Raw genomic sequence first — 20,745 nt, forward strand, 5'->3', positions numbered from 1 at the left:
ATTTTTGTTTAATCCATACTTTCGTACTTCTTATTTAGGTTCTTGAAATAGCCTAATAATTATCTGTCAGTACACGCTTAGGAATTAGTTCTTTGATATCTACCGCGAACATCACAATGCAATTTGGCGCAGAGCCGCTGTTTGAAAACATCTCTGCTAAATTTGGTAACGGCAACCGTTATGGTTTGATCGGCGCTAATGGTTGCGGCAAATCAACGTTCATGAAAATCCTAAGTGGCGCATTAACGCCAAGCTCGGGCAACGTTTCTATCACTCCAGGAGAAAAACTGGGTGTGCTAAGCCAAGATCAGTTCGCTTTCGAACAGTACAGCGTTATCGACGTTGTGATCATGGGCGACAGAAAACTTTGGGAAGTAAAACAAGAACGTGACCGCATTTACTCTTTGCCAGAAATGAGCGAAGACGACGGCATGAAAGTCGCAGAACTTGAAAGTGAATTCGCGGAAATGGATGGCTACACAGCAGAAAGCCGTGCTGGCGACATCCTAATTCAAGCGGGTATTGAAGAAGAGTTCCATTTCGGCTTGATGCAGCAAGTAGCTCCAGGTTGGAAACTGCGTGTGCTATTGGCACAAGCTCTGTTTGCAAACCCAGATATCCTGCTTCTTGATGAACCAACCAACAACTTGGACATTCACACGATCAACTGGCTTGCTGAAGAGCTAAACCAGCGTAAATGTACAATGATCATCATTTCGCACGATAGACACTTCCTGAACTCTGTGTGTACACACATGGCAGACATCGACTACGGTGAGCTACGTGTCTACCCTGGTAACTACGAGTACTTCCTAGAAGCATCTGGCTTGATTCGTGAACAGCTTTTAGCAAGCAACGCTAAGAAAGCGGCTGAAATCAGCGAGCTTCAAGATTTCGTAAACCGTTTTGGTGCTAACGCATCTAAAGCAAAACAAGCAAGCTCTCGTGCCAAGAAAATGGATAAGATCACGCTTGATGAAGTGAAATCATCGAGCCGCATGAGCCCATCTATTGATTTTGGCGAAGGTAAGAAACTACACCGTCAAGCGCTTGAACTTCAAGACCTTGGTCACGGCTTCGATGGCGAAACATTGTTTGCCGGTGGTAACTTGCTGCTTGAAGCGGGTACTCGTCTTGCGGTTATCGGTGAGAACGGTGTAGGTAAAACCACGCTGCTACGTTGCCTAGTTCAAGAGCTAGAGCAAAACGAAGGTATCGTAAAATGGTCTGAAAACGCATCTGTAGGCTACTGCCCACAAGATAGTACGTCTGACTTTGATAACGACCTGAGCATCTTCGATTGGATCTCACAATGGCGCACAGTGAAGCACGATGACCTTATGGTACGTGGCATTCTAGGTCGCCTATTGTTTACTGCTGACGATGCGAACAAAAAAGCGCGTAACTGTTCTGGTGGTGAGAAGAACCGTCTGTTATTCGGCAAGCTAATGATGCAAGACATCAACGTGCTTGTAATGGACGAACCAACCAACCACATGGACATGGAAGCAATCCAAGCCCTGAACGACGCGTTGAAGGTTTACACTGGCACGCTTATCTTCGTAAGCCATGACCGAGAGTTCGTTTCTTCATTAGCAACACACATCATCGATGTAAAAGATCAACAGCTAGTGAGCTTCCAAGGTACTTATGAAGAGTACTTAGATCACCAGAAAAAGATGCTGATGGTTAGCTTATAAAGCAAGTCGCTGGCTCAGGTCGTGAACGACTAAAAGCCAGCGAAACTAACAAACAAAAAAGCCCCGAACATTAATATGTTCGGGGCTTTTCTATGTAATACGTTTAGCTATTTATTACTCAGTAATTGAAATCTAGATTAGAATCCGAATCGAGCCGACATTAAGATTTGGTGGCCATATGTGCCGTTATTGCGCATATCAAGACCAACAGACAGTTGATCAGTTGAATGGAAACGAGCACCGATACCCAAAATTGAACGAGTGTCATCGTTGTCGATCAGTTGACCAAGGCGTGCGTTAACTTCAACGTTTGCCATTAACCAAGCTCTCAAGCCAAGGTTAATTTCTGTTTTGATGTGGTTATCGTCATTCCGTTCAATGTTGTGCAGCAACATTTGGCCAGTAACGTCAGCAAATTGACTGATTGGGCCGTTGAATCCCATACCTACCGCTGCATCCCAATCACTTTCAAATTCTGAATCGATACGAGCAACAAAATGAGAGTTCTGAGTGAACATTGTTGTGACTTCACCACCGAAAGTACTTGGGCTAGTACCCATGCGCAGCTCGAATGTGTTGTAGTTAAAGTTGTTTGCAGACGCAGAGAATGAACACAGTGCAGCGAGTCCTAAAAGGACAGTCTTATTCGTGCAACTTAGCATGGTGACTCCATATAAATTGTATTTTGCGGCAGTATAATACAAAAAAGCCTGCAATATGCAGGCCAATTATTTGAAGTCGGTATTTTTATATTAATCGCTTATAGAACCTGGATGTGGTCCACTTCGATTTCAGGTGTCTTACCACCTTCATATTCACCGAAGATACGAACTTTTGTATCAGCGGTCAGTGGTTGTGCTAGGCGGATATCATCATCAAGTTCGATTTGAATTTCACTCTGGCCATCAGAGAAGACAAACGTGTCATTCTTAAGTTGACGAACGATCTTGCCATCCACAATTGCTTCTTGCTCTGCGAACATGCTTGTGTCGGCAAGTAGTGTCGCAACAGAAACGGTTTCAATTGGGCCAGTATAAGCAATAGCGCTTTCGTGCTTGTTGCTGTTGTGGTCACTAGCCATTGCGAAAGTAGGAGCAAGGATAATAGTAGATGCGATAGCTAATACAGTTTTTTTCATGGTGAATCCCTTAATGTTGTTTTTAGTAGAAACGTTTTTCTGAATTTGAAACGTTTCTTTTCGTTAGTACGTTTTTTGTTGAAGCGCCTGTTATCGTTCACAAGCTTCGTTTCGATGGAGCTATTAAACAACACTGGGGTTGAATCCAGAGTGAGTAACACATTCATTTTCCATTCATTTTATTGAGCATCTACTCGGCAATGACGTTAAGATGGTCGCAGAGAAATATTGCCCACAGCTATAAATTGAAAATTAAGAAATTAAGAAATTAAGGATTTAAGTACAAATGCGAGCACCATTAAGTGCCCTTATGGTTCAAGGGACAACGTCAGATGCCGGAAAAAGTGTTTTGGTGGCAGGTTTATGCCGTGTTTTGGCAAGGAAAGGAATCAAAGTGGCACCTTTTAAGCCACAAAACATGGCGTTGAACAGTGCTGTGACAAAAGATGGTGGCGAAATTGGCCGTGCTCAAGCGGTTCAGGCGCAAGCTTGTAATATAGAGCCAACCGTTCACATGAACCCTGTATTGCTAAAGCCCAACTCAGATACCGGCGCGCAAGTGATTTTGCAAGGCCGAGCGCTGAGCAACATGGAAGCGACGGGTTATCATGATTACAAGAAAGTGGCGATGGATACAGTTATCGATTCGTTTGACCGACTTTCTGAAGAATATGAAAGCGTGATGATTGAAGGTGCGGGGAGCCCAGCCGAAATCAATCTTCGTGAAAATGATATCGCTAACATGGGATTTGCTGAGAAAGCGGACATCCCTGTGATCATCGTTGCTGATATTGACCGTGGTGGCGTTTTTGCGCATCTCTACGGGACATTAGCTCTATTGTCTGAATCTGAACAAGCTCGTGTAAAAGGCTTTGTGATAAATCGTTTTAGAGGCGATATCGCACTGCTTCAATCTGGCCTAGATTGGCTAGAGGAAAAAACCGGCAAGCCAGTCATTGGTGTTTTGCCATATCTGCATGGTTTTAACTTAGAAGCGGAAGATGCCATTACCTCTGCTCAAGAGTCTTACGGAGAAGCTAAGCTTAAGGTGGCGGTGCCAGTGCTAACCCGAATCAGCAACCATACAGACTTTGACGCGTTAAGATTGAATCCTTCGATTGATTTACGTTATGTCGGTAAAGGCGAACGTGTAAACAATGCTGATTTAATTATCTTGCCGGGTACAAAGTCGGTAAGAGCAGATTTGGATTACCTAAAAGAACAAGGCTGGGATAAAGATATTCAACGCCACCTGCGCTTAGGCGGCAAAGTGATGGGTATCTGCGGTGGCTACCAAATGTTAGGTAACATCATCCACGATCCTGATGGCGTTGAAGGGGAACCCGGCAGCAGCGAAGGGTTAGGGTATCTGGATACTGAAACGACCCTTACACAGCAGAAAACCTTAACCAACGTACGCGGCACCATGACGCTGGATGGCAAAACAGCACAAGTAAAAGGGTATGAAATCCACGTAGGTAGGACTGATGTCAAAGAAACAGCCTTACCGGTTCAGTTAGAATCTGGCAGCCTAGATGGCGCTGTGAATCAAGATAACTCGATTTTTGGTACTTACTTGCATGGCGTATTCGACAACAGTGATGCGTTGTCGCTTATTTGCGAATGGGCAGGAGCCAACGATGTGACCGCGATTGACCACGAACAGCTTAAAGAGCTGGGTATTAATCGAATCGCTGATGCCATCGAAGAGTACTTAAATCTTGATCTGCTTTGGCCAGAGTTAACAGCTTAAGCCGCCATTTAGAAGTTAGCTAAAGAACTTAAACGAACAATAGATAAGTGATAACAATGAAAAAGCGAGTCTTCCTTTTAACCATGGCTTTAACTTCGGCATTGAGTTCTAGTCATCTTTTTGCTGCGGAAAAGCTACGAGTTTACGCTGCATCGTCGATGACCAATGCGGTTAATCTGTTGGTTGAAGAGTTTGAGAAAGACCATTCTGTCGATGTGATTCCTGTGTACGCGAGTACGTCGTCTTTGGTGCGACAAATCGAAAGAGGAGCACCAGCAGACATTTTTATCTCGGCAAATGAGAAATGGATGACGCATTTAGTCGATCGTAAATTGGTTTATAGTGACAATGTCACAAACCTATGTGAAAACGAACTGGTGCTGATTGCTCCTAAAGAGACATCGGTAACGTTAGACCTATCAAAAGGTGAACAATGGGCTAAACTGCTTACTAATGAAAGGCTCGCAGTGGGTAACACCATGTCGGTTCCTGCTGGTATCTATGCAAAAGAAGCGTTAGAAACGTTAGGTGTATGGGACGATGTGAAAACTCGATTGGCACCAAGTAACAATGTTCGTATGGCCTTAGCCTTAGTCGAGCGCAGTGAAGCTAAGCTTGGCATTGTCTACAAAACGGATGCGTTGCTTTCTAAAGAAGTAAACCTAGTGTCGACCTTCCCATCAGATCTGCACACACCAATACGTTACCCTGTAGCGAAGTTGAGTGATAAAGTTGTGGCAGAAGAGTTCTATACTTTCCTAAAGAGCGAAAAAGCGAAAGACACCTTGAACAGTTTTGGATTTGAAGTGCGTTAAATGATGTATTTATCGGAATACGAATACCAAGCCTTAATGCTGAGCTTAAAAGTCGCTGGGTTTGCAATCTTATGGCTTATCCCTATCGGTATTGGCTTAGCATGGCTACTTGCTAAGAAACAATTTGTAGGTAAGAGCATTGTTGAGAGTATTGTCCATTTACCTTTGGTACTTCCACCTGTAGTTATTGGCTATTTACTGCTAGTGATGATGGGCAGGCAAGGTATCATAGGTTCGTGGCTCAATGACGTGTTTGGTATTGTATTCAGCTTTAGCTGGAAGGGCGCGGCACTCGCTTGTGTGGTTGTGGCGTTGCCGCTGATGGTTCGCTCTATTAGATTGAGCCTAGAAACCGTAGACAGTAAGCTTGAAGAGGCGGCTGCTACATTAGGCGCTTCACCTCTTCGTGTGTTTTTCACGATCACTTTACCCTTGATGATCCCAGGGGTCATTACCGGCACCATGCTTTCATTCGCAAGAAGCCTAGGGGAGTTTGGCGCGACCATCAGCTTCGTTTCAAATATTCCCGGTGAAACTCAAACCATTCCTTTGGCTATGTATACCTTTATTGAAACCCCTGGCGCTGAAATGGAAGCCGCGCGTTTGTGTGTCATTTCTATTGTGATAGCGCTGGGTTCATTGATGCTATCTGAGTGGCTCAACAAAAAGTCAGCACAACGCTTGGGAGGCAATGCATGAGTGCTTTGATCCTCCAATATCAACAACAACTTGGTGAAACGTTCTTTGATATCGACTTGGAATTACCAAGTAGCGGCATTACGGCAATTTTTGGTCGTTCTGGCGCGGGTAAAACCTCACTTATCAATGCAATCAGTGGCCTTAAACAGCCCGATAAAGGTCTGATCAGCGTATCTGGAACCACACTGTTCGATAGTGAAAATGGCATTAATTTGCCGACTCACAAACGCAACGTCGGTTATGTGTTTCAAGAGTCGCGATTGTTTCCACATATGAAGGTGGCAGCGAACCTTAAATACGGTATGAAAAGCGTCGATCAAGCGCACTTTGAGCAAATAGTCTCGCTGTTGTCTTTGGGTTCATTGCTTGACCGATACCCAGCTCGTTTGTCTGGCGGTGAGAAGCAACGTGTGGCGATTGGCCGCGCTTTGTTATCAAAGCCGAGCATTTTGTTGATGGATGAGCCTTTAGCGTCTCTCGACTTGCCTCGTAAGCGCGAAGTGATGCCATTTCTGGAAAACTTATCCGAAACCGTCCAAATACCGATCATCTATGTCACCCATAGCCTCAATGAAATTTTACGCTTGGCAAATCACCTTGTGATTATTGACCAAGGCAAAGTGATTTCGTCGGGTGTGACGGAAGAGGTTTGGGCATCGAGAGCCATGCAACCTTGGCAATCTTTCTCAGAGCAAAGCTCGTTGTTTGAAGCGACATTAGCGGAACACAATGACGATTATGCGCTGTCTCGCCTGATGCTAGGAAAGTCGACGTCGTTATGGGTTCAGAAAGTATCGAGTGAGCTTGGTACGACAGTGAGGCTGCAAGTTAGGGCAAATGATGTCTCTATCACGCTAGAACGGCCGAAAGGGACTTCTATACGTAACATCCTTCCTGTCACCATTAAAAGCGTAGAGACGCACCAACAAGGCACAAATAAGCAGAGTGTCGAGGTCGAGCTAGAGTTAGAGTCTGGGTGCTACCTATGGGCAACCATTACATTGTGGGCGCTGGATGAGTTAAATCTAGAAATCGGGCAGCGTGTTTACGCTCAAATTAAAGGTGTGAGTGTCGCTCAAAGAGATATCGCGGTAACGCATTAAACCTGACAAGGTCAGTTTTTCGATATTGCCGCGATACTGCCTGTTATAGGTTCTGAAAATTCGGTCTTGATTCCATGAATGGATACATGCGTCATTTTTATACGGTATAACTGCCAGTTTTGCGCCACACTATATGAGTGTTAAAGCATATGATTTGTCGAATCATATGAACATTAGCAACAAGAACATACAGACGTAACGATCGACGAACAGAAAATAGCGGATATAAAAAAGCCGCGTGTTTAAAGAAACATGCGGCTTAATTCTAAGTAGTACTGTTAGCGCTTAGCCTAGTTTAGGCGACTAGCGACTTACTTAGTAAAAACTTCTTTGAAATCACGCTTCAAGATTGCATCACGACGAGCTTTCTTGATTTGTTTAACCATGTCTTTTACACAGTTGTGTAGAACTTGGTCTAGCAGTTGAGCACGGTACTCTTCTTTTTCTTCGTCAGACATGTCTTCTGGAAGTTTAAGAGTAGGGAACTCTTCCATCACGTTAACACCAGCGAAAGCTTGGCTAACTGAGATTAGAGCGTGGAACTGCTCGAAGTTGTCTAAAACATTTTGTGCGCTTGCTGGAAGACTATCCCAAGCTTCGCGTACTGCTTCTTCAGACACTTCGTGAATAGAAGTAACCATAAAGTGCATCTCTTTTGGTACGCCATCAAATTCGATAACTTGACGAAGTTCTGGTGAGATGGTGGTTAAATCGATTTCTTGTTGTTCGTTGTTTGTAGCGTCTGACATAGTATTTCTCTTTAAAAAGAAACAATGCTAAAAAGATCTGTAAAAAAGTCAATCTAATATAGAGATTAGGGCATGATTTAAGCCCAAATTTGAGCTACTTTGAATATTCAACACTAGATAAAGGTGATGTGATGATAGAAAAGGGATCTTCAATGCGCATATTGCTGGTTGATGACGTTCAACTAGACAGGATGCAACTTGCTATCCGACTCAAGCAACTGGGTCATATTGTAGAAGCTGTCGGTAGCGGAAAAGAAGCCCTGAGTGTTTATTCTGATTTTGATCCTGAACTCGTGTTACTTGATATCAGCATGCCTGATATGGATGGTTTTGAAGTGGCGAATGAGGTTCGAAGCCGATTCCCAGAATGGGTTCCCATCATCTTTCTTAGTGGTCACGAAGAACCTGAGATGATCGCAAAAGCGATTGACGCTGGTGGCGATGATTACCTGATCAAGCCAGTAAACAAGGTTGTTTTGAATTCTAAGCTGATTGCGATGCAACGTATCGCGCACATGAGACGAGAGCTAAAACAAAGCACAGCCAAACTCGAAGAACTGAACATCCTTCTGCAGCAACAAGCCAACGAAGATGGCCTGACCAAATTGTATAACCGTCGATATATGGATACTAAGCTTGAAGAGAGCATAGCGTGGCACGGAAGACGTAATATATCCATGACAGTCATACTTCTAGATGTAGACTTCTTTAAGCCTTACAACGATAATTATGGTCATATTCAAGGGGATAAGTGCTTACAAGGGCTTGCTAATACCTTGAAACAGCTGTTTGTTCGTGCGGGAGAATTTGTAGGTCGTTATGGCGGTGAAGAGTTTGTTCTGATTCTTAGCGATACAGATAGTGAAGGCGCTAAGGTACACGCGACTCGAGTTAAAGAGGCATTGCATGAGATGAACTACGCTCATGAACACTCAACGGTATCGGATAGAGTGACAGCGTCACAAGGTGTGTTGTCATTTGTGCCAGAAGGTGGCGAATCTATTGCGTCTATTTACGAAAAGGTCGATCAAGCGCTTTATCAAGCGAAGCAAAGTGGTAGAAATACCTTTGTACAACGTAACATTTTGGAGCTTGCGCGTTAGTTGGCGAGCTCTTTTCGATATTTGAATTTATACTTCTAATAGCGTTTGAGCTAGGAAGTGCTTTAAGTGATAAAAGAAATGCCACATTCGAAGTCATTTTCTATGACTAACACATCTTGGACGCTTGCGGTTCCTCTATTTTTTACCGCTTTGGCGACCACTGTTAATGCCAATACGCTATCTGATCTTTTTCGAAAGGATCTAGAGCAGAGCTTTGCCACCAGTGTATTGCTCAACGACACCGATGTTTTCACTTTTGGTATCAATAACTTTGACCCCAATAAAGTGTTTAGTTTGGACAATGAAGACATCGGTTCGAATGATTCGGTAAGTCGTCGCCAAAACATCACCTCCCTGAGTTTGCCTTACACATTTGAATTACCAAGTTACATCGAAGACAACCATCAAGAGGTGACGCTACGCTTGTCTGCATTGCGAATCGAGAACGATGTCGAGTACGCGGCAGCAAACAGAAACGATTTTCAAAAAGAGTCGGTAGTGTCTGGCTACGTCGAATTCGCGAATGTGTCCCAGCTAGACGAATATTGGAGCTTCAGCTCTGCAATCGGTAACCACATCTCTTACTACCGCAATGATTATGAATATCGCGCTTCGTTGCTAAAGCCTATTCAAGACCAACTGGATGGCGTATATCTCAATACTGATGCTTGGGCTTACATCATCGAGCCTAAAATCAAGCTGATGTACGAAGATAAGAATGACTGGGGAAAGTATAAATTGAGCACCAGTTGGCATTACTTTAATGGCATCGGCTGGGGCGAGGCGAATAATGGCAATGTCGGTCATCCTGAAGGGTGGTATATCGCCAATGAAGCCAAGGTTTTCTATGATCTCGTGCGTTGGGATAAGAACATCACTTCGATGTACTCGAGTATAAGACGAATTGATATTGGTGGTGACACCGTGGCATCTATGGGCACCACATCTTACTACGAGGGCAGTGTTGGTTGGTTGCTTAACCCAAACCTGTTTAATGAGTGGGTCGATAACGTGGGAATAGGTTTTACGATTAACTACGGAAGTAGCTTAAAAGGTGGCAGCTTGGTTATATTCTTCAACCAAGATTAAGCTCTTTTTTCCAGTTAAGCCCATACGGCCTCAAATCAATGAGGCTCGTTGAACTTGGAAGTGATAGTTATTGAAGCAGATCGCTATTAATGGCTTAAGCTATTTAGATCTCTAGCACTCAATATCTTTCGCTATCAACTATTGTTAACGGTCAATACACAGTTTGTTTCGACCGGTTTCTTTCGCTTTATACAGCGCTTGGTCAGCAAGCTTCAACACCTCTTCAGGATGTCTGGTGGTTGTACTATCAGACAATCCAATACTCACCGTCACATTCACCACTTCCGATGGTTTGCCTTTCTTGCCACGCTTTTTCATACCCACTTCATGATCGTCGGGGCGTTCATGACTATTACGAATCGTCATGTCGTAGTTTTGAACCTCGGAAATCAGAGCTTGAAGGTGCTCTTTAACTTGTTCCGAATGTTTTCCTTTGAAGATAATCGTGAACTCTTCTCCACCATAGCGATAAGCTTTAGCGCCGCCTGTGGTTTCCCTCAGAATGCGTGCCACCAGTTTTAACACATCGTCGCCAATGTCATGTCCGTAGGTATCGTTGAATTGTTTAAAGTGATCAATATCGACCATCGCCATCGAATACTTACGCCCCAAGTGCTTCATATCGACTTCTAAGGCGTGTCGACCGGGAATGTTAGTCAGTTGGTCGTTAAAGGCCATATCATGACTAGCAGACATCACATAGACGATGATCAGTGTGCCTGACAGCGAGAACATGGTGCTCGAGATGTACTGAATATCGAAGAAGATGAACGTACAAGAAGAAAGCAGGATAGCGCTATAAACCACAACATCGATAGAGCGGTTATACACCAACACGAGAATGGCAGTAAGGCCAAGCAAGCAAAGGCTATACAGCACTAAAACAAAAGGCAGTTTGGAGAAGTCTCTGACAATAAATAGAAGACCATCACTCCATGATTCAAAACCGCCGGCATGGAAGTGAGAGACGATCAATTGTGCCCACACCATAAACAGAACAAGAACGATGGCGTAGAGCAGCATCGACTTTGAGTTTACGCCGTTATCAGGGAAGGCATAAACAAGTAAGCAAGTGACAGGTACTAATGCCGCAAGTAACGAGAGCTCTAATAGCGTTGTGCCAGTATTGAGAGGCGTTTGTAAGCGAACTTGGATGATCAGATAAGCGACAAGCATGGTCACCGATACCATCGCCATTCGACCTTGTCTGAACGTATGGCATAGCAGAACCGCAACGCTCAATAAAATGTAAGGGAGGTTGCTAGCAAACCCTAAATTTGAGTCCGTCACGAGAATGACGTTGTCCATACCAACGAGCAAAATTGTTAACAGGACTAAAGGGAAGCAAAATCGAAACATGCTCGACGTTACAAAAGATGATGCCATTTATGTGGTGAGCCTAACTATATTGATGATCTTATTATTTAATACTATGCGTAGGATACGGTTAAACAAGCGATTGCCAAGCTTTTTACCTAAATTAGAGCAAAAACATAGTCATAGGTCGCTATTGGTGCAATCATTTTTATATGTATTTTGAGTTGCTATTAACCTTAGAACGAACTACACAGTATATATGAGAAATTAATTAGTCGTTATAGATACTTAACAAAATCTGCTCTGCTGCTCTTACGTTGGCGCTGTCACTTAAAGGGCTTGATGATCAGTTATCATTGAGTGACCTTTTCATTAAGCGACGAAGATCTGTAATGAAGTCAGAGTAAGATTAAATAATACCTAAGTTTCAACTATGGACAGTAAAACCTATAACTGAGTTATAGAAAGCTATTAGGAATTGCATGGTTTCAAGTGACTTTAGAAACGACTGCGACTAGAAAAACCGCTACAAATGGAGGTGTGGTATGCAAATTAGTGTTGATGTACATAACTATATGGAAACTCTGGTCGGTCATGTATTGGCTACCGAGGAATATGTGTCTAGTTATACCAACGAACAGTTGGCCGATCTCGCGTGCTTGGCTTTGGGCCAGCTAAAACCTATCTATATTCGTTTTGATATCGATTTTCTGTCAGCATTGCCAGAAGACAAATTGGTGCTCTATAAACGCAATAGTGAGATCGCGGTCAAAAATGCAGAAAGTATGATTATTGACGATCGAAGACGTGAACGTGACGACAATGTGCCTGTTATATTTAGTCAACACAATTTTGACGATGACGTAGAATTGCAATGGTATGAAAAGCCGTTGTTGAACCGTAAACAGTCATGATAGTTTAGGGTGAATACGGTCATTTAAGGAGTAAAAAAACGTGGGATTCTTTTCTAGATTATTTGGTGGCAAAGAAAAAACCGAACAAAAAGTAGAGATTGAGCCAGTCGAATATAAGGGTTTCAATATCTATCAAGATGCCATTGCAGAATCTGGTCAATACCGTGTTGCTGGGCGAATCGAGAAAGAATTCGATGGTGAAATCAAAACTCACCGTTTTATTCGTTCAGATGTTGTTTCAAACAAACAAGATGCCGATGAATTGATGCTCAAAAAATCGCAGATGTTCATCGACCAAATGGGCGACAATATATTTAGCTAACCAATTAGGGTTAGAATTGATGTTGGTCATAATTTAGAGAGCTTTCAGTGTATATGCTGAAAGCTCTTTTTAGTTTTATGGATAAAGAACAGCTAGTGAGTTGTTATTAAAAGGATTATTTGCAAGTGGTTTGACCTCTTGGTTCGAGACGGTCGTCATTTATCCGAATGAAGCGCTTAAATTCCGTCCAAATCGTTATAAGTAATAACTTTTCCTGTTCTTTGAACAAAACGCTTGAAGTATTAGTTGTCGTTAGATACAAACGAATAAGTCATTCGTGCCAATAGTCAAGGAATAGCTATGCAAATTGGTGTACCAAGAGAAACGCTCGCAGGTGAAACGCGAGTCGCTGCTTCGCCGAAATCGGTAGAACAGCTTCTAAAATTAGGATTTGAAGTTTGTGTTGAATCACAAGCAGGTGCGTTAGCAAGTTTTGAAGATGCAGCTTATGAACAAGCTGGAGCAAAAGTTGTCACCGCAGATGAAGCTTGGAAATCCGATATTATCTTTAAAGTTAACGCTCCGATCGTTGACGAGTCTAAAAATGAAATCGATCTTCTTAAAGATGGCGCAACATTGGTCAGCTTTATTTGGCCTGCTCAAAATCCAGAGTTAATGGAACAATTGTCCAGTCGTAACATCAACGTGATGGCGATGGATTCTGTACCACGAATTTCAAGAGCTCAGGCGTTAGATGCATTGAGTTCTATGGCAAACATCGCGGGTTATCGTGCTGTTGTTGAAGCGGCGCATGAGTTTGGTCGATTCTTCACGGGCCAGATTACGGCTGCGGGTAAAGTTCCACCAGCAAAAGTACTGGTTGCAGGTGCTGGTGTTGCTGGACTAGCGGCAATCGGCGCTGCGGGTAGCTTAGGTGCGATCGTTCGTTCATTCGATGTTCGTCCTGAAGTTAAAGAACAAGTTGAGTCGATGGGTGCTGAATTCTTGGAAGTGGATTTCAAGGAAGATACCAGTGCTGGTGACGGCTACGCAAAAGAGATGTCTGAAGCATTCAATAAGAAAGCGGAAGAGCTTTATGCAGCTCAAGCAAAAGACGTTGATATCATCATTACTACGGCGCTGATTCCAGGTCGCCCGGCTCCGAAGCTGATTACCAAAGAGATGGTAGACAGCATGAGTGCAGGTAGTGTGATTGTAGACCTTGCGGCGGCCAATGGCGGTAACTGTGAATACACGGTTGCGGATCAAGTCATTACAACGGCTAATGGCGTGAAGGTGGTTGGTTACACTGATATGGTTGGTCGACTGCCGACTCAATCATCTCAACTGTATGCAACGAACCTAGTTAACCTTTTGAAACTGCTTTGCAAAGAGAAAGATGGCAACATCAATATCGACTTTGAAGATGTTGTTCTGCGTGGTGTTACTGTCGTTAAAGAGGGCGAGGTCACTTGGCCAGCTCCACCAATTCAAGTTTCAGCTCAACCACAACAAACTAAGCCAAAAGCGGCCAAACCAGAGCCTAAAGTTGAAGAACCTGTTTCTCCAATTAAGAAAGTGGCGGGTATGGCGGTAGCTGTTGGTGCATTCGCTTGGGTAGCTTCGGTTGCTCCAGCTGCGTTCTTATCTCACTTTACCGTTTTTGTTCTCGCTTGTGTGGTGGGTTATTACGTAGTTTGGAATGTAAGCCATTCTCTGCATACGCCTTTGATGTCTGTGACTAACGCGATTTCAGGCATCATTGTAGTAGGTGCACTGTTACAGATCGGACAAGGAAGTGGCGTCGTCACGTTCTTATCATTTATTGCCGTATTAATTGCAAGTATCAATATCTTTGGTGGCTTTACCGTGACCAAACGTATGCTTGAAATGTTCCGTAAAGACTAAGGAGTAACAGATGTCTGAAGGATTAGTACAAGCAGCTTATATTGTTGCTGCTGTATTTTTTATTATGAGTTTGGCTGGGTTATCGAAACAGGAATCTGCGCGTGCAGGTAACTATTACGGTATCACGGGTATGGCAATCGCGTTGATCGCAACGATCTTTGGCCCTCACTCTGCTGGTATTGTGTGGATCATCATCGCTATGGTGATCGGTGGTGGTATTGGTATCCACTACGCAAGAAAAGTAGAAATGACTGAAATGCCAGAGCTGGTTGCAATTCTGCACAGCTTCGTAGGTATGGCTGCAGTACTTGTAGGTTACAACAGCTACATCGATCCACCTGCTGCTGTTTCTATCAACCCTGCAGATATTCATGCAGAGCACGTTATCCATCTAGTGGAAGTGTTCCTTGGCGTGTTTATCGGTGCGGTGACGTTCACGGGTTCTATTGTTGCGTTTGGTAAGCTTCGTGGCGTTATCTCTTCGTCTGCATTGAACATCCCTCATAAGCACAAGTGGAATCTAGCGGCTATCGTAGTTTCTACACTGCTGATGATCATGTTCGTTAAAGCAGACGGCAGCATGTTCGCACTAATGGTGATGACACTTATCGCATTCGCATTCGGTTACCACCTAGTGGCATCGATTGGCGGTGCAGATATGCCAGTAGTTGTCTCTATGCTGAACTCGTACTCTGGTTGGGCAGCAGCAGCGGCAGGTTTCATGCTTGCAAACGATCTGCTTATCGTAACTGGTGCATTGGTTGGTTCGTCGGGTGCGATTCTGTCTTACATTATGTGTAAGGCGATGAACCGCTCTTTCATCAGCGTTATTGCTGGTGGATTCGGCCAAGAAGTGGTTGTGTCTGATGGCGATGAAGAGCAAGGTGAACACCGCGAAACATCAGCTGAAGATGTGGCTGATATGCTGAAAAACTCTAAGTCAGTAATCATCACTCCTGGATACGGCATGGCAGTAGCTCAAGCACAATACCCAGTGCATGAAATCACTGACAAGCTACGAGCGCAGGGCATTAATGTTCGATTTGGTATCCACCCAGTTGCTGGTAGGTTACCGGGTCACATGAACGTACTGCTTGCTGAAGCGAAAGTGCCTTACGATATCGTTCTAGAAATGGACGAAATCAACGATGACTTCGATGAGACAGATACTGTATTGGTAATTGGTGCGAATGACACCGTAAACCCTGCAGCACTTGAAGATCCAAACAGCCCAATTGCTGGTATGCCAGTACTTGAAGTTTGGAACGCTCAGAATGTTATCGTATTCAAGCGTTCGATGAACACAGGTTACGCCGGTGTGCAAAACCCACTGTTCTTCAAAGAGAACACGCAGATGCTGTTTGGCGATGCTAAAAAGAGTTGTCTAAGTATCTTAGAACATCTATAGAGATCACCTCTAAACAATATGTAACAACTCGATAAGGAGCTCATTTGAGCTCCTTTTTTTATCTTACGAAAGCGACTCTATGTGTGATCTCAGTTGATACGAAGTTGACGAAGCCTGATGCAAAACTTGTCGCAATTGAGGTTTGGCTTGCCAATCAGCCTACTAGTACGTATGTACAATGTGGCCGTAATATATTGGCCTTTATCTCTGTAGCTCGCCATTCTCAATGTTTTTCATGCGGTTAAAAATTTATCTTTGATAGCGAATGGTATATATTTGGTTGATCTATATGAATTTGCGTTGGTTTGTGATCATCAAAAGAACATTTACTCTTCTTATCGCTACGTTGTCTGTGTCTGCAAACGCATTTGCCGACTCTTTACCTGAGCGTATCGATAATTTCACCAAACTCTTTGATCATGAAACGGCAATCGAATCTTACGATATTCGAGTGCTACAGGCTGATTATCCAACACGTTTGATCATGCCGTCTTCTATGCTGCCACAAACAGCAGAGTACCCGTTAAAAGACATTCAGCGCTTGTACCAGTTATCAAAAACCTGTAGTGGTAAACTGCCGTTAAGCCCTTTGATTACTGAGCCTTTAGTTTTTACTCGTGCAATGTGTAAAGGCACCAAGCTTTCTGACCGTTGGTTTAGCCGTAGTGGTTTGATTCACCCTGGCGGCGGTTCTTATGCGGCACGATACGTTGAGAAGTACCCAGAAAAATTCGACTCTCTGAAGCGCTTTATGCATATTCAAGAGCGACCAAACACCGAACACGATGAACTACTGTCTCGCTTGCAACAAATGGATAGCGAAGCAATCACCGCGCTGTTAGCGGGTGCGAGTATGTTTGTTGAGCTTGATGAGATGTGGGTAAAACGCGGCTACAGATATTACCTGTATAAAAAATCAGTCTGGAACGAAAATGCCACGCTTGCTGGGTTATCGTTTAGCTTGTCTTCAGAAGGTAAAAGCTGTTTTGTCCAGCGTGGTAATGTGTGTTGGGAAATAGAAGATCATTCAGAGCTTCTGCAAGTCGCCATGTTTATCTTGGTTATTGCCAACATCATGCTTGTCTTAGGTTGGGCGGTTTACCGTTGGAACAGTAAGAAACAAGAGATGAAGAGCCGCATGCTGGTGCTTCAAATCCTAACGCACGAATTAAGAACGCCGATTGCAAGTTTGTCATTGACGGTTGAAGGGTTCAGACGCGAGTTCGAACACTTACCAGAATCAGTATATGATGAGTTTCGTAGGCTGTGTGAAGATACACGCCGTTTAAGACAGTTGGCAGAAGCAAGTAAAGACTATTTGCAATCAGACAACCAACCGCTCGCAACAGAGTGGGTACCAAGCGTTGAAGAGTGGCTTCAATACAAAGTTGAAGAAGAATTTGCACCGGGTATTGAACTCCGTGTAAACAAAGATATTGCTGCAAAAATAAACGTATATTGGTTAGGAACGTGCATCGACAACCTGATCAGAAACGCCGTGAAATACGGTGTCGCACCAGTGATACTAGAACTGAATACTTCTGACAAGAAGCTGACATTCAAAGTTATAGATAATGGAGACTTGTCCCGCAAAGATTGGGGGCAACTAAGAAAGCCATTCGTAAGTAAGAGTGGACTCGGTTTAGGTCTGACGATAGTGGAATCTATGGTCGGAAAAATGGGCGGTCACATGACGCTTATCGGCCCCCCAACAACATTTATTTTGGAGATACCTTGTGAAACAGACATTGCTTCTCGTTGAAGATGATAAAAATTTAGCTGACGGTTTATTAGTTAGCCTTGAGCAAGCTGGATATGAATGTTTGCATGCAGAACTGATCTCTGAAGTTGAAGGCTACTGGGAACAAGCGGACCTAGTGATTCTAGACCGTCAACTTCCTGATGGTGACTCAGTAGATTCACTTCCAGGTTGGAAGAAAAAGAAAGACATCCCAGTTATTTTGCTAACGGCTCTCGTCACAGTAAAAGACAAAGTTGCGGGCCTAGACTCAGGTGCAAACGACTATCTAACTAAGCCTTTCGCTGAAGCTGAATTGTTTGCTCGAATTCGCGCGCAGTTACGCCTGCCTGATGCTGAAGATCAAGATGCATCAAAAGTGATGGCTCAAAATCTAGTTATCGATAAAGCGACACGTGAAGTGTTTTTCAATGAACTGGAAGTCACCCTAACGCGTACTGAGTTTGACCTACTGCTATTTTTGGCAAGCAACCTTGGCCGTGTATTCACTCGTGATGAGCTGCTTGACCATGTATGGGGTTACAACCATTTCCCAACAACACGTACGGTAGACACGCACGTTCTGCAACTAAGACAGAAACTGCCGGGTCTAGAAATCGAAACGCTGCGTGGCGTTGGTTACAAGATGAAAGCGTAATGAAAAAAGCCTTACTTCCACTATTAATGTTGTCTTGCGTGGTGAATACCGCGCAAGCTGCGGATTGGTTTAAGAGTAGTGATACTCTAACTCAAGTTCATAAACACCTGTTGGATAATGACTTACCTCAGATGTTTGATTCACTAGTGGAAGTTTGGCAAATCAACTCTTCTCAATCACGAGAAGATCACCTCAATGAGCTGTTCGATCAAGCATTGAACAAAGATTGTGGTAAAACCCTCACCAGAAAAACACTCCCAGATTGGATCAGTTCAGTCGTCGTTAAAAGACACATCATTCAAAGCCCTGGCCGAGATACTTTTCGCGTATCGATTGATGTTGAATCCGAAAACAACATTCAAGATATTACCTTCGAGAAATGGGTCGATAAGATTGTTTCATCGGACAGTGAGCTAACCAAAGACAGTGAAGTGGTAAACAACGCATCGGTGAGCCTATACCGCAAGCGTTACAATTTAGCATCTCAACTTGAGTCAGGCCTGTATCGTTTAAGTGTGAAAGGCGATGGCGGTAATTCATGGAGTACTTGGATTATTCTTGGTGACGTTGCTTTTCGTCAGCAAGTTCGTTGGGCATCAAAAGACACGTGGCGCATCGATAAAAAAGAACTGCTGAACCCTTATTGTCCGCTTCCTAAGCTCGAAATTGGTTTGTACGATTACATCGATGAACACTATGAGCAGGTGTGGGGCAAGAGCTATGAATCTGATTATCCAATGAACCTAACTGGCGAAGAACTTCCCAATGATCGCTACGTTTTGGCGGTTTCAATGGTGCATTCACGCTGGCAAGGTGACATAGCGATAGAACAAGCACAAACTATCAGTAAAACTTATGATATTTCTAGCGAAGAAGAGTTAAAGTAATTTAGAATTGAGCCGTTAACTATGTAAGGGATCTAACAAAGATAAACGGCATGAAAAAAACCACAAAACTACTCGCAGCATCAATTGCATTCGCCAGTCTTCCTCTTTCAGCAGCAAACTACGCCATTGAAGCGCGTGGTGATGCGATGGGTGGTGTTGGTGTTGTTTCAGCAAACTTCCTAACTGCTCCATTCTATAACCCAGCACTTGTTGCGATTTATCGTCGTAATGATGACATGGGAATGATCACGCCAAGTTTTGGCGGTAATTATAATGACCCTAATAACTTAGTTGATGATATCGATAATTTAGTTGACAGCATTGAGTCAGGTACTGTGACTGGTTCTGATCTAGATGCTCTTAATGGTGATAGCCTGAATGTTGATTTAGGTGGTGTTGTAGCATTCGCTCTACCAAATCAGTATATTGCAGCAAACGTATTTGCAAAAGCATACACTGAATCATTTGTAACCCCTGATACATCTAGTGACGCTGCTAATAGTGACTTGGTTAATGCTGAGTTAACTGCTGTTAAAGCTGTTTCTATTGGCATTATGGAAGCTGGTATATCATTAGCAAAATATCAAACGTTCATGGGACAACATTTGTCGTTTGGTATTTCTCCAAAACTCCAAAGAATCTATACGTATAACTACATTGCCTCGGCACAAAACTACGATCTAAGTGATGTTCGAGAAAACGACACCGCGGAAACTACATTTAATATTGATGCAGGTGCGCTTTGGTTTTACGGCCCATTTAGAGTGGGTTTTTCTGCAACGAATATTATAGACCGTGAGATTGAAACTAAATCCGTTAGCCAACAGCTAACAAGCAGCACAGGGGCTACAAGAACAGTAACATCGAGTCATTCTTATAACCTGGGGCCTGTCTACACTGTTGGTGCGGGGATCGTTTCTGATTACTTTACGTTGAGTGTTGATTATGATTTGAATGAAGCAGAGAAGTTTACTTCGTTCGAAGACAACGAACAGATGATTCGTGTTGGTACTGAAGTCGACCTGTTACGTCAGCTTAAGCTAAGGGGAGGGTATTACAAGAACCTGGCTTACTCTGATTCAGAAGGAACAGTGACAGCTGGTGTTGGTATCTCGCCATTGAACTTGTTTCAGCTAGATCTAAGTGCTAACTACACGAATGAAAATGCAATGGGTGCATCCATCAATTTCCTTGCTAGTTACTAACAGTCCTTATATAGTTCTGCTCCTAAATAAAGGAGCAGAGCATGCTAAACGACTTACCAACCCTTTCTCACGAAGAACAACAGAAAGCTGTTGAACGAATTCAAGAAATGATGACCCAAGGCATCAGCACAGCACAAGCTATCAAAATCGTTGCTGAGCAAATCCGTGAAGAAATGAGTAATAAAGAAGAGTAGGGCATCAGCCCTTCTTTTTTAATACGATAGTGCACTATAACTAAATATATTGCCCTCTAGTATATTATCTCGTACATACCTACTCTTTAGTTTCTCTAAATCCCG

20 protein-coding genes are annotated in these 20,745 nt (G+C 43.4%); 16 read left to right on the top strand and 4 right to left on the bottom strand.

The features are described from left to right. The first annotated feature begins 92 nt into the window (after positions 1 to 92). Positions 93 to 1,700 (top strand): ABC-F family ATPase, encoded by a 1,608-nt coding sequence (locus tag AB6D93_RS02990; RefSeq protein WP_080582218.1) that lies wholly within the window; start codon positions 93 to 95, stop codon positions 1,698 to 1,700. A gap of 137 nt (positions 1,701 to 1,837) precedes the next feature. Here AB6D93_RS02990 and AB6D93_RS02995 read toward each other — a convergent pair whose 3' ends face one another. Both AB6D93_RS02995 and AB6D93_RS03000 read right to left on the bottom strand, forming a co-directional pair. Continuing rightward, a complete protein-coding gene (locus tag AB6D93_RS02995; protein WP_017069094.1) occupies positions 1,838 to 2,362 on the bottom strand; it encodes a hypothetical protein in 525 nt (174 codons plus the stop codon). Between the two features lie 98 nt (positions 2,363 to 2,460). After that, positions 2,461 to 2,838: a YgiW/YdeI family stress tolerance OB fold protein gene (locus tag AB6D93_RS03000; RefSeq protein ID WP_048608277.1), complete on the bottom strand. Its 378-nt coding sequence runs from the start codon at positions 2,836 to 2,838 to the stop codon at positions 2,461 to 2,463. Between the two features lie 286 nt (positions 2,839 to 3,124). On the opposite strand from AB6D93_RS03000, the gene AB6D93_RS03005 reads away from it, so the two are divergent. The 4 genes from AB6D93_RS03005 to modC are packed head-to-tail and all read left to right on the top strand — an operon-like array spanning position 3,125 to position 7,208. Continuing rightward, on the top strand, positions 3,125 to 4,591 hold the full coding sequence (locus AB6D93_RS03005) for a cobyric acid synthase (RefSeq protein WP_017069093.1): 1,467 nt from the start codon (positions 3,125 to 3,127) through the stop codon (positions 4,589 to 4,591). Positions 4,592 to 4,647: 56 nt separating this feature from the next. Then, positions 4,648 to 5,406, top strand: a complete 759-nt coding sequence (gene modA / locus AB6D93_RS03010; RefSeq protein WP_017060111.1) for a molybdate ABC transporter substrate-binding protein — start codon at positions 4,648 to 4,650, stop codon at positions 5,404 to 5,406. Then, entirely contained in the window at positions 5,407 to 6,105 is a 699-nt protein-coding gene (gene modB, locus AB6D93_RS03015) for a molybdate ABC transporter permease subunit (RefSeq protein WP_017060110.1), read from the top strand. Next, positions 6,102 to 7,208, top strand: coding sequence for a molybdenum ABC transporter ATP-binding protein ModC (modC, locus tag AB6D93_RS03020; protein WP_017060109.1), 1,107 nt, complete (start codon positions 6,102 to 6,104; stop codon positions 7,206 to 7,208). The genes modB and modC overlap by 4 nt, the downstream gene beginning before the upstream one ends. A 311-nt stretch (positions 7,209 to 7,519) precedes the next feature. Here the strand turns inward: modC and AB6D93_RS03025 are convergent, their stop codons facing one another. Further along, positions 7,520 to 7,957 (bottom strand): DUF3069 domain-containing protein, encoded by a 438-nt coding sequence (locus AB6D93_RS03025; protein WP_017060108.1) that lies wholly within the window; start codon positions 7,955 to 7,957, stop codon positions 7,520 to 7,522. 131 nt (positions 7,958 to 8,088) lie between these two features. Between AB6D93_RS03025 and AB6D93_RS03030 the strand changes: the two genes are divergently transcribed. Together AB6D93_RS03030 and AB6D93_RS03035 are read left to right on the top strand one after the other, a co-directional pair. Next, the gene (locus AB6D93_RS03030; RefSeq protein ID WP_170791831.1) at positions 8,089 to 9,060 is read left to right on the top strand and encodes a diguanylate cyclase; all 972 of its coding nucleotides are present in this window, start codon (positions 8,089 to 8,091) and stop codon (positions 9,058 to 9,060) included. Positions 9,061 to 9,138: 78 nt separating this feature from the next. Further along, positions 9,139 to 10,149 carry a Solitary outer membrane autotransporter beta-barrel domain gene (locus AB6D93_RS03035; RefSeq protein ID WP_029235232.1) on the top strand — a complete coding sequence of 337 codons (1,011 nt, stop codon included), beginning with the start codon at positions 9,139 to 9,141 and terminating at the stop codon, positions 10,147 to 10,149. Between the two features lie 144 nt (positions 10,150 to 10,293). Here AB6D93_RS03035 and AB6D93_RS03040 read toward each other — a convergent pair whose 3' ends face one another. Further along, entirely contained in the window at positions 10,294 to 11,535 is a 1,242-nt protein-coding gene (locus tag AB6D93_RS03040; protein ID WP_032546996.1) for a GGDEF domain-containing protein, read from the bottom strand. A 476-nt stretch (positions 11,536 to 12,011) separates the two neighbouring features. Here AB6D93_RS03040 and AB6D93_RS03045 point away from each other — a divergent pair, with 476 nt between their 5' ends. From AB6D93_RS03045 to AB6D93_RS03085, 9 genes are all read left to right on the top strand, one after another. Then, entirely contained in the window at positions 12,012 to 12,380 is a 369-nt protein-coding gene (locus AB6D93_RS03045) for a late competence development ComFB family protein (RefSeq protein ID WP_017060104.1), read from the top strand. Positions 12,381 to 12,420: 40 nt separating this feature from the next. Continuing rightward, complete coding sequence (locus AB6D93_RS03050; RefSeq protein ID WP_004731023.1) at positions 12,421 to 12,702, top strand: HlyU family transcriptional regulator; 282 nt, start codon at positions 12,421 to 12,423, stop codon at positions 12,700 to 12,702. A gap of 300 nt (positions 12,703 to 13,002) precedes the next feature. Further along, a complete protein-coding gene (gene pntA / locus AB6D93_RS03055; protein ID WP_017069088.1) occupies positions 13,003 to 14,550 on the top strand; it encodes a Re/Si-specific NAD(P)(+) transhydrogenase subunit alpha in 1,548 nt (515 codons plus the stop codon). 10 nt (positions 14,551 to 14,560) lie between these two features. Then, positions 14,561 to 15,958, top strand: coding sequence for a Re/Si-specific NAD(P)(+) transhydrogenase subunit beta (pntB, locus tag AB6D93_RS03060; RefSeq protein WP_065584950.1), 1,398 nt, complete (start codon positions 14,561 to 14,563; stop codon positions 15,956 to 15,958). A 289-nt stretch (positions 15,959 to 16,247) separates the two neighbouring features. After that, positions 16,248 to 17,720, top strand: coding sequence for a sensor histidine kinase VxrA (vxrA, locus tag AB6D93_RS03065; protein WP_065584951.1), 1,473 nt, complete (start codon positions 16,248 to 16,250; stop codon positions 17,718 to 17,720). After that, positions 17,695 to 18,354, top strand: a complete 660-nt coding sequence (vxrB, locus tag AB6D93_RS03070) for a response regulator transcription factor VxrB (RefSeq protein ID WP_009845363.1) — start codon at positions 17,695 to 17,697, stop codon at positions 18,352 to 18,354. The genes vxrA and vxrB overlap by 26 nt, the downstream gene beginning before the upstream one ends. Continuing rightward, positions 18,354 to 19,241, top strand: coding sequence for a DUF2861 family protein (locus AB6D93_RS03075; RefSeq protein ID WP_065584952.1), 888 nt, complete (start codon positions 18,354 to 18,356; stop codon positions 19,239 to 19,241). Before vxrB ends, AB6D93_RS03075 begins: the two co-directional genes overlap by 1 nt. Before the next feature lie 50 nt (positions 19,242 to 19,291). Then, the gene (locus AB6D93_RS03080; protein ID WP_017069084.1) at positions 19,292 to 20,446 is read left to right on the top strand and encodes a conjugal transfer protein TraF; all 1,155 of its coding nucleotides are present in this window, start codon (positions 19,292 to 19,294) and stop codon (positions 20,444 to 20,446) included. Between the two features lie 41 nt (positions 20,447 to 20,487). Beyond that, complete coding sequence (locus tag AB6D93_RS03085) at positions 20,488 to 20,640, top strand: YoaH family protein (RefSeq protein WP_004731009.1); 153 nt, start codon at positions 20,488 to 20,490, stop codon at positions 20,638 to 20,640. Positions 20,641 to 20,745 lie beyond the last annotated feature (105 nt).

Origin of the sequence: Vibrio sp. 10N.247.310.23, assembly GCF_041467155.1 — a bacterium.
Classification (GTDB): Bacteria; Pseudomonadota; Gammaproteobacteria; order Enterobacterales; family Vibrionaceae; genus Vibrio; species Vibrio crassostreae_C.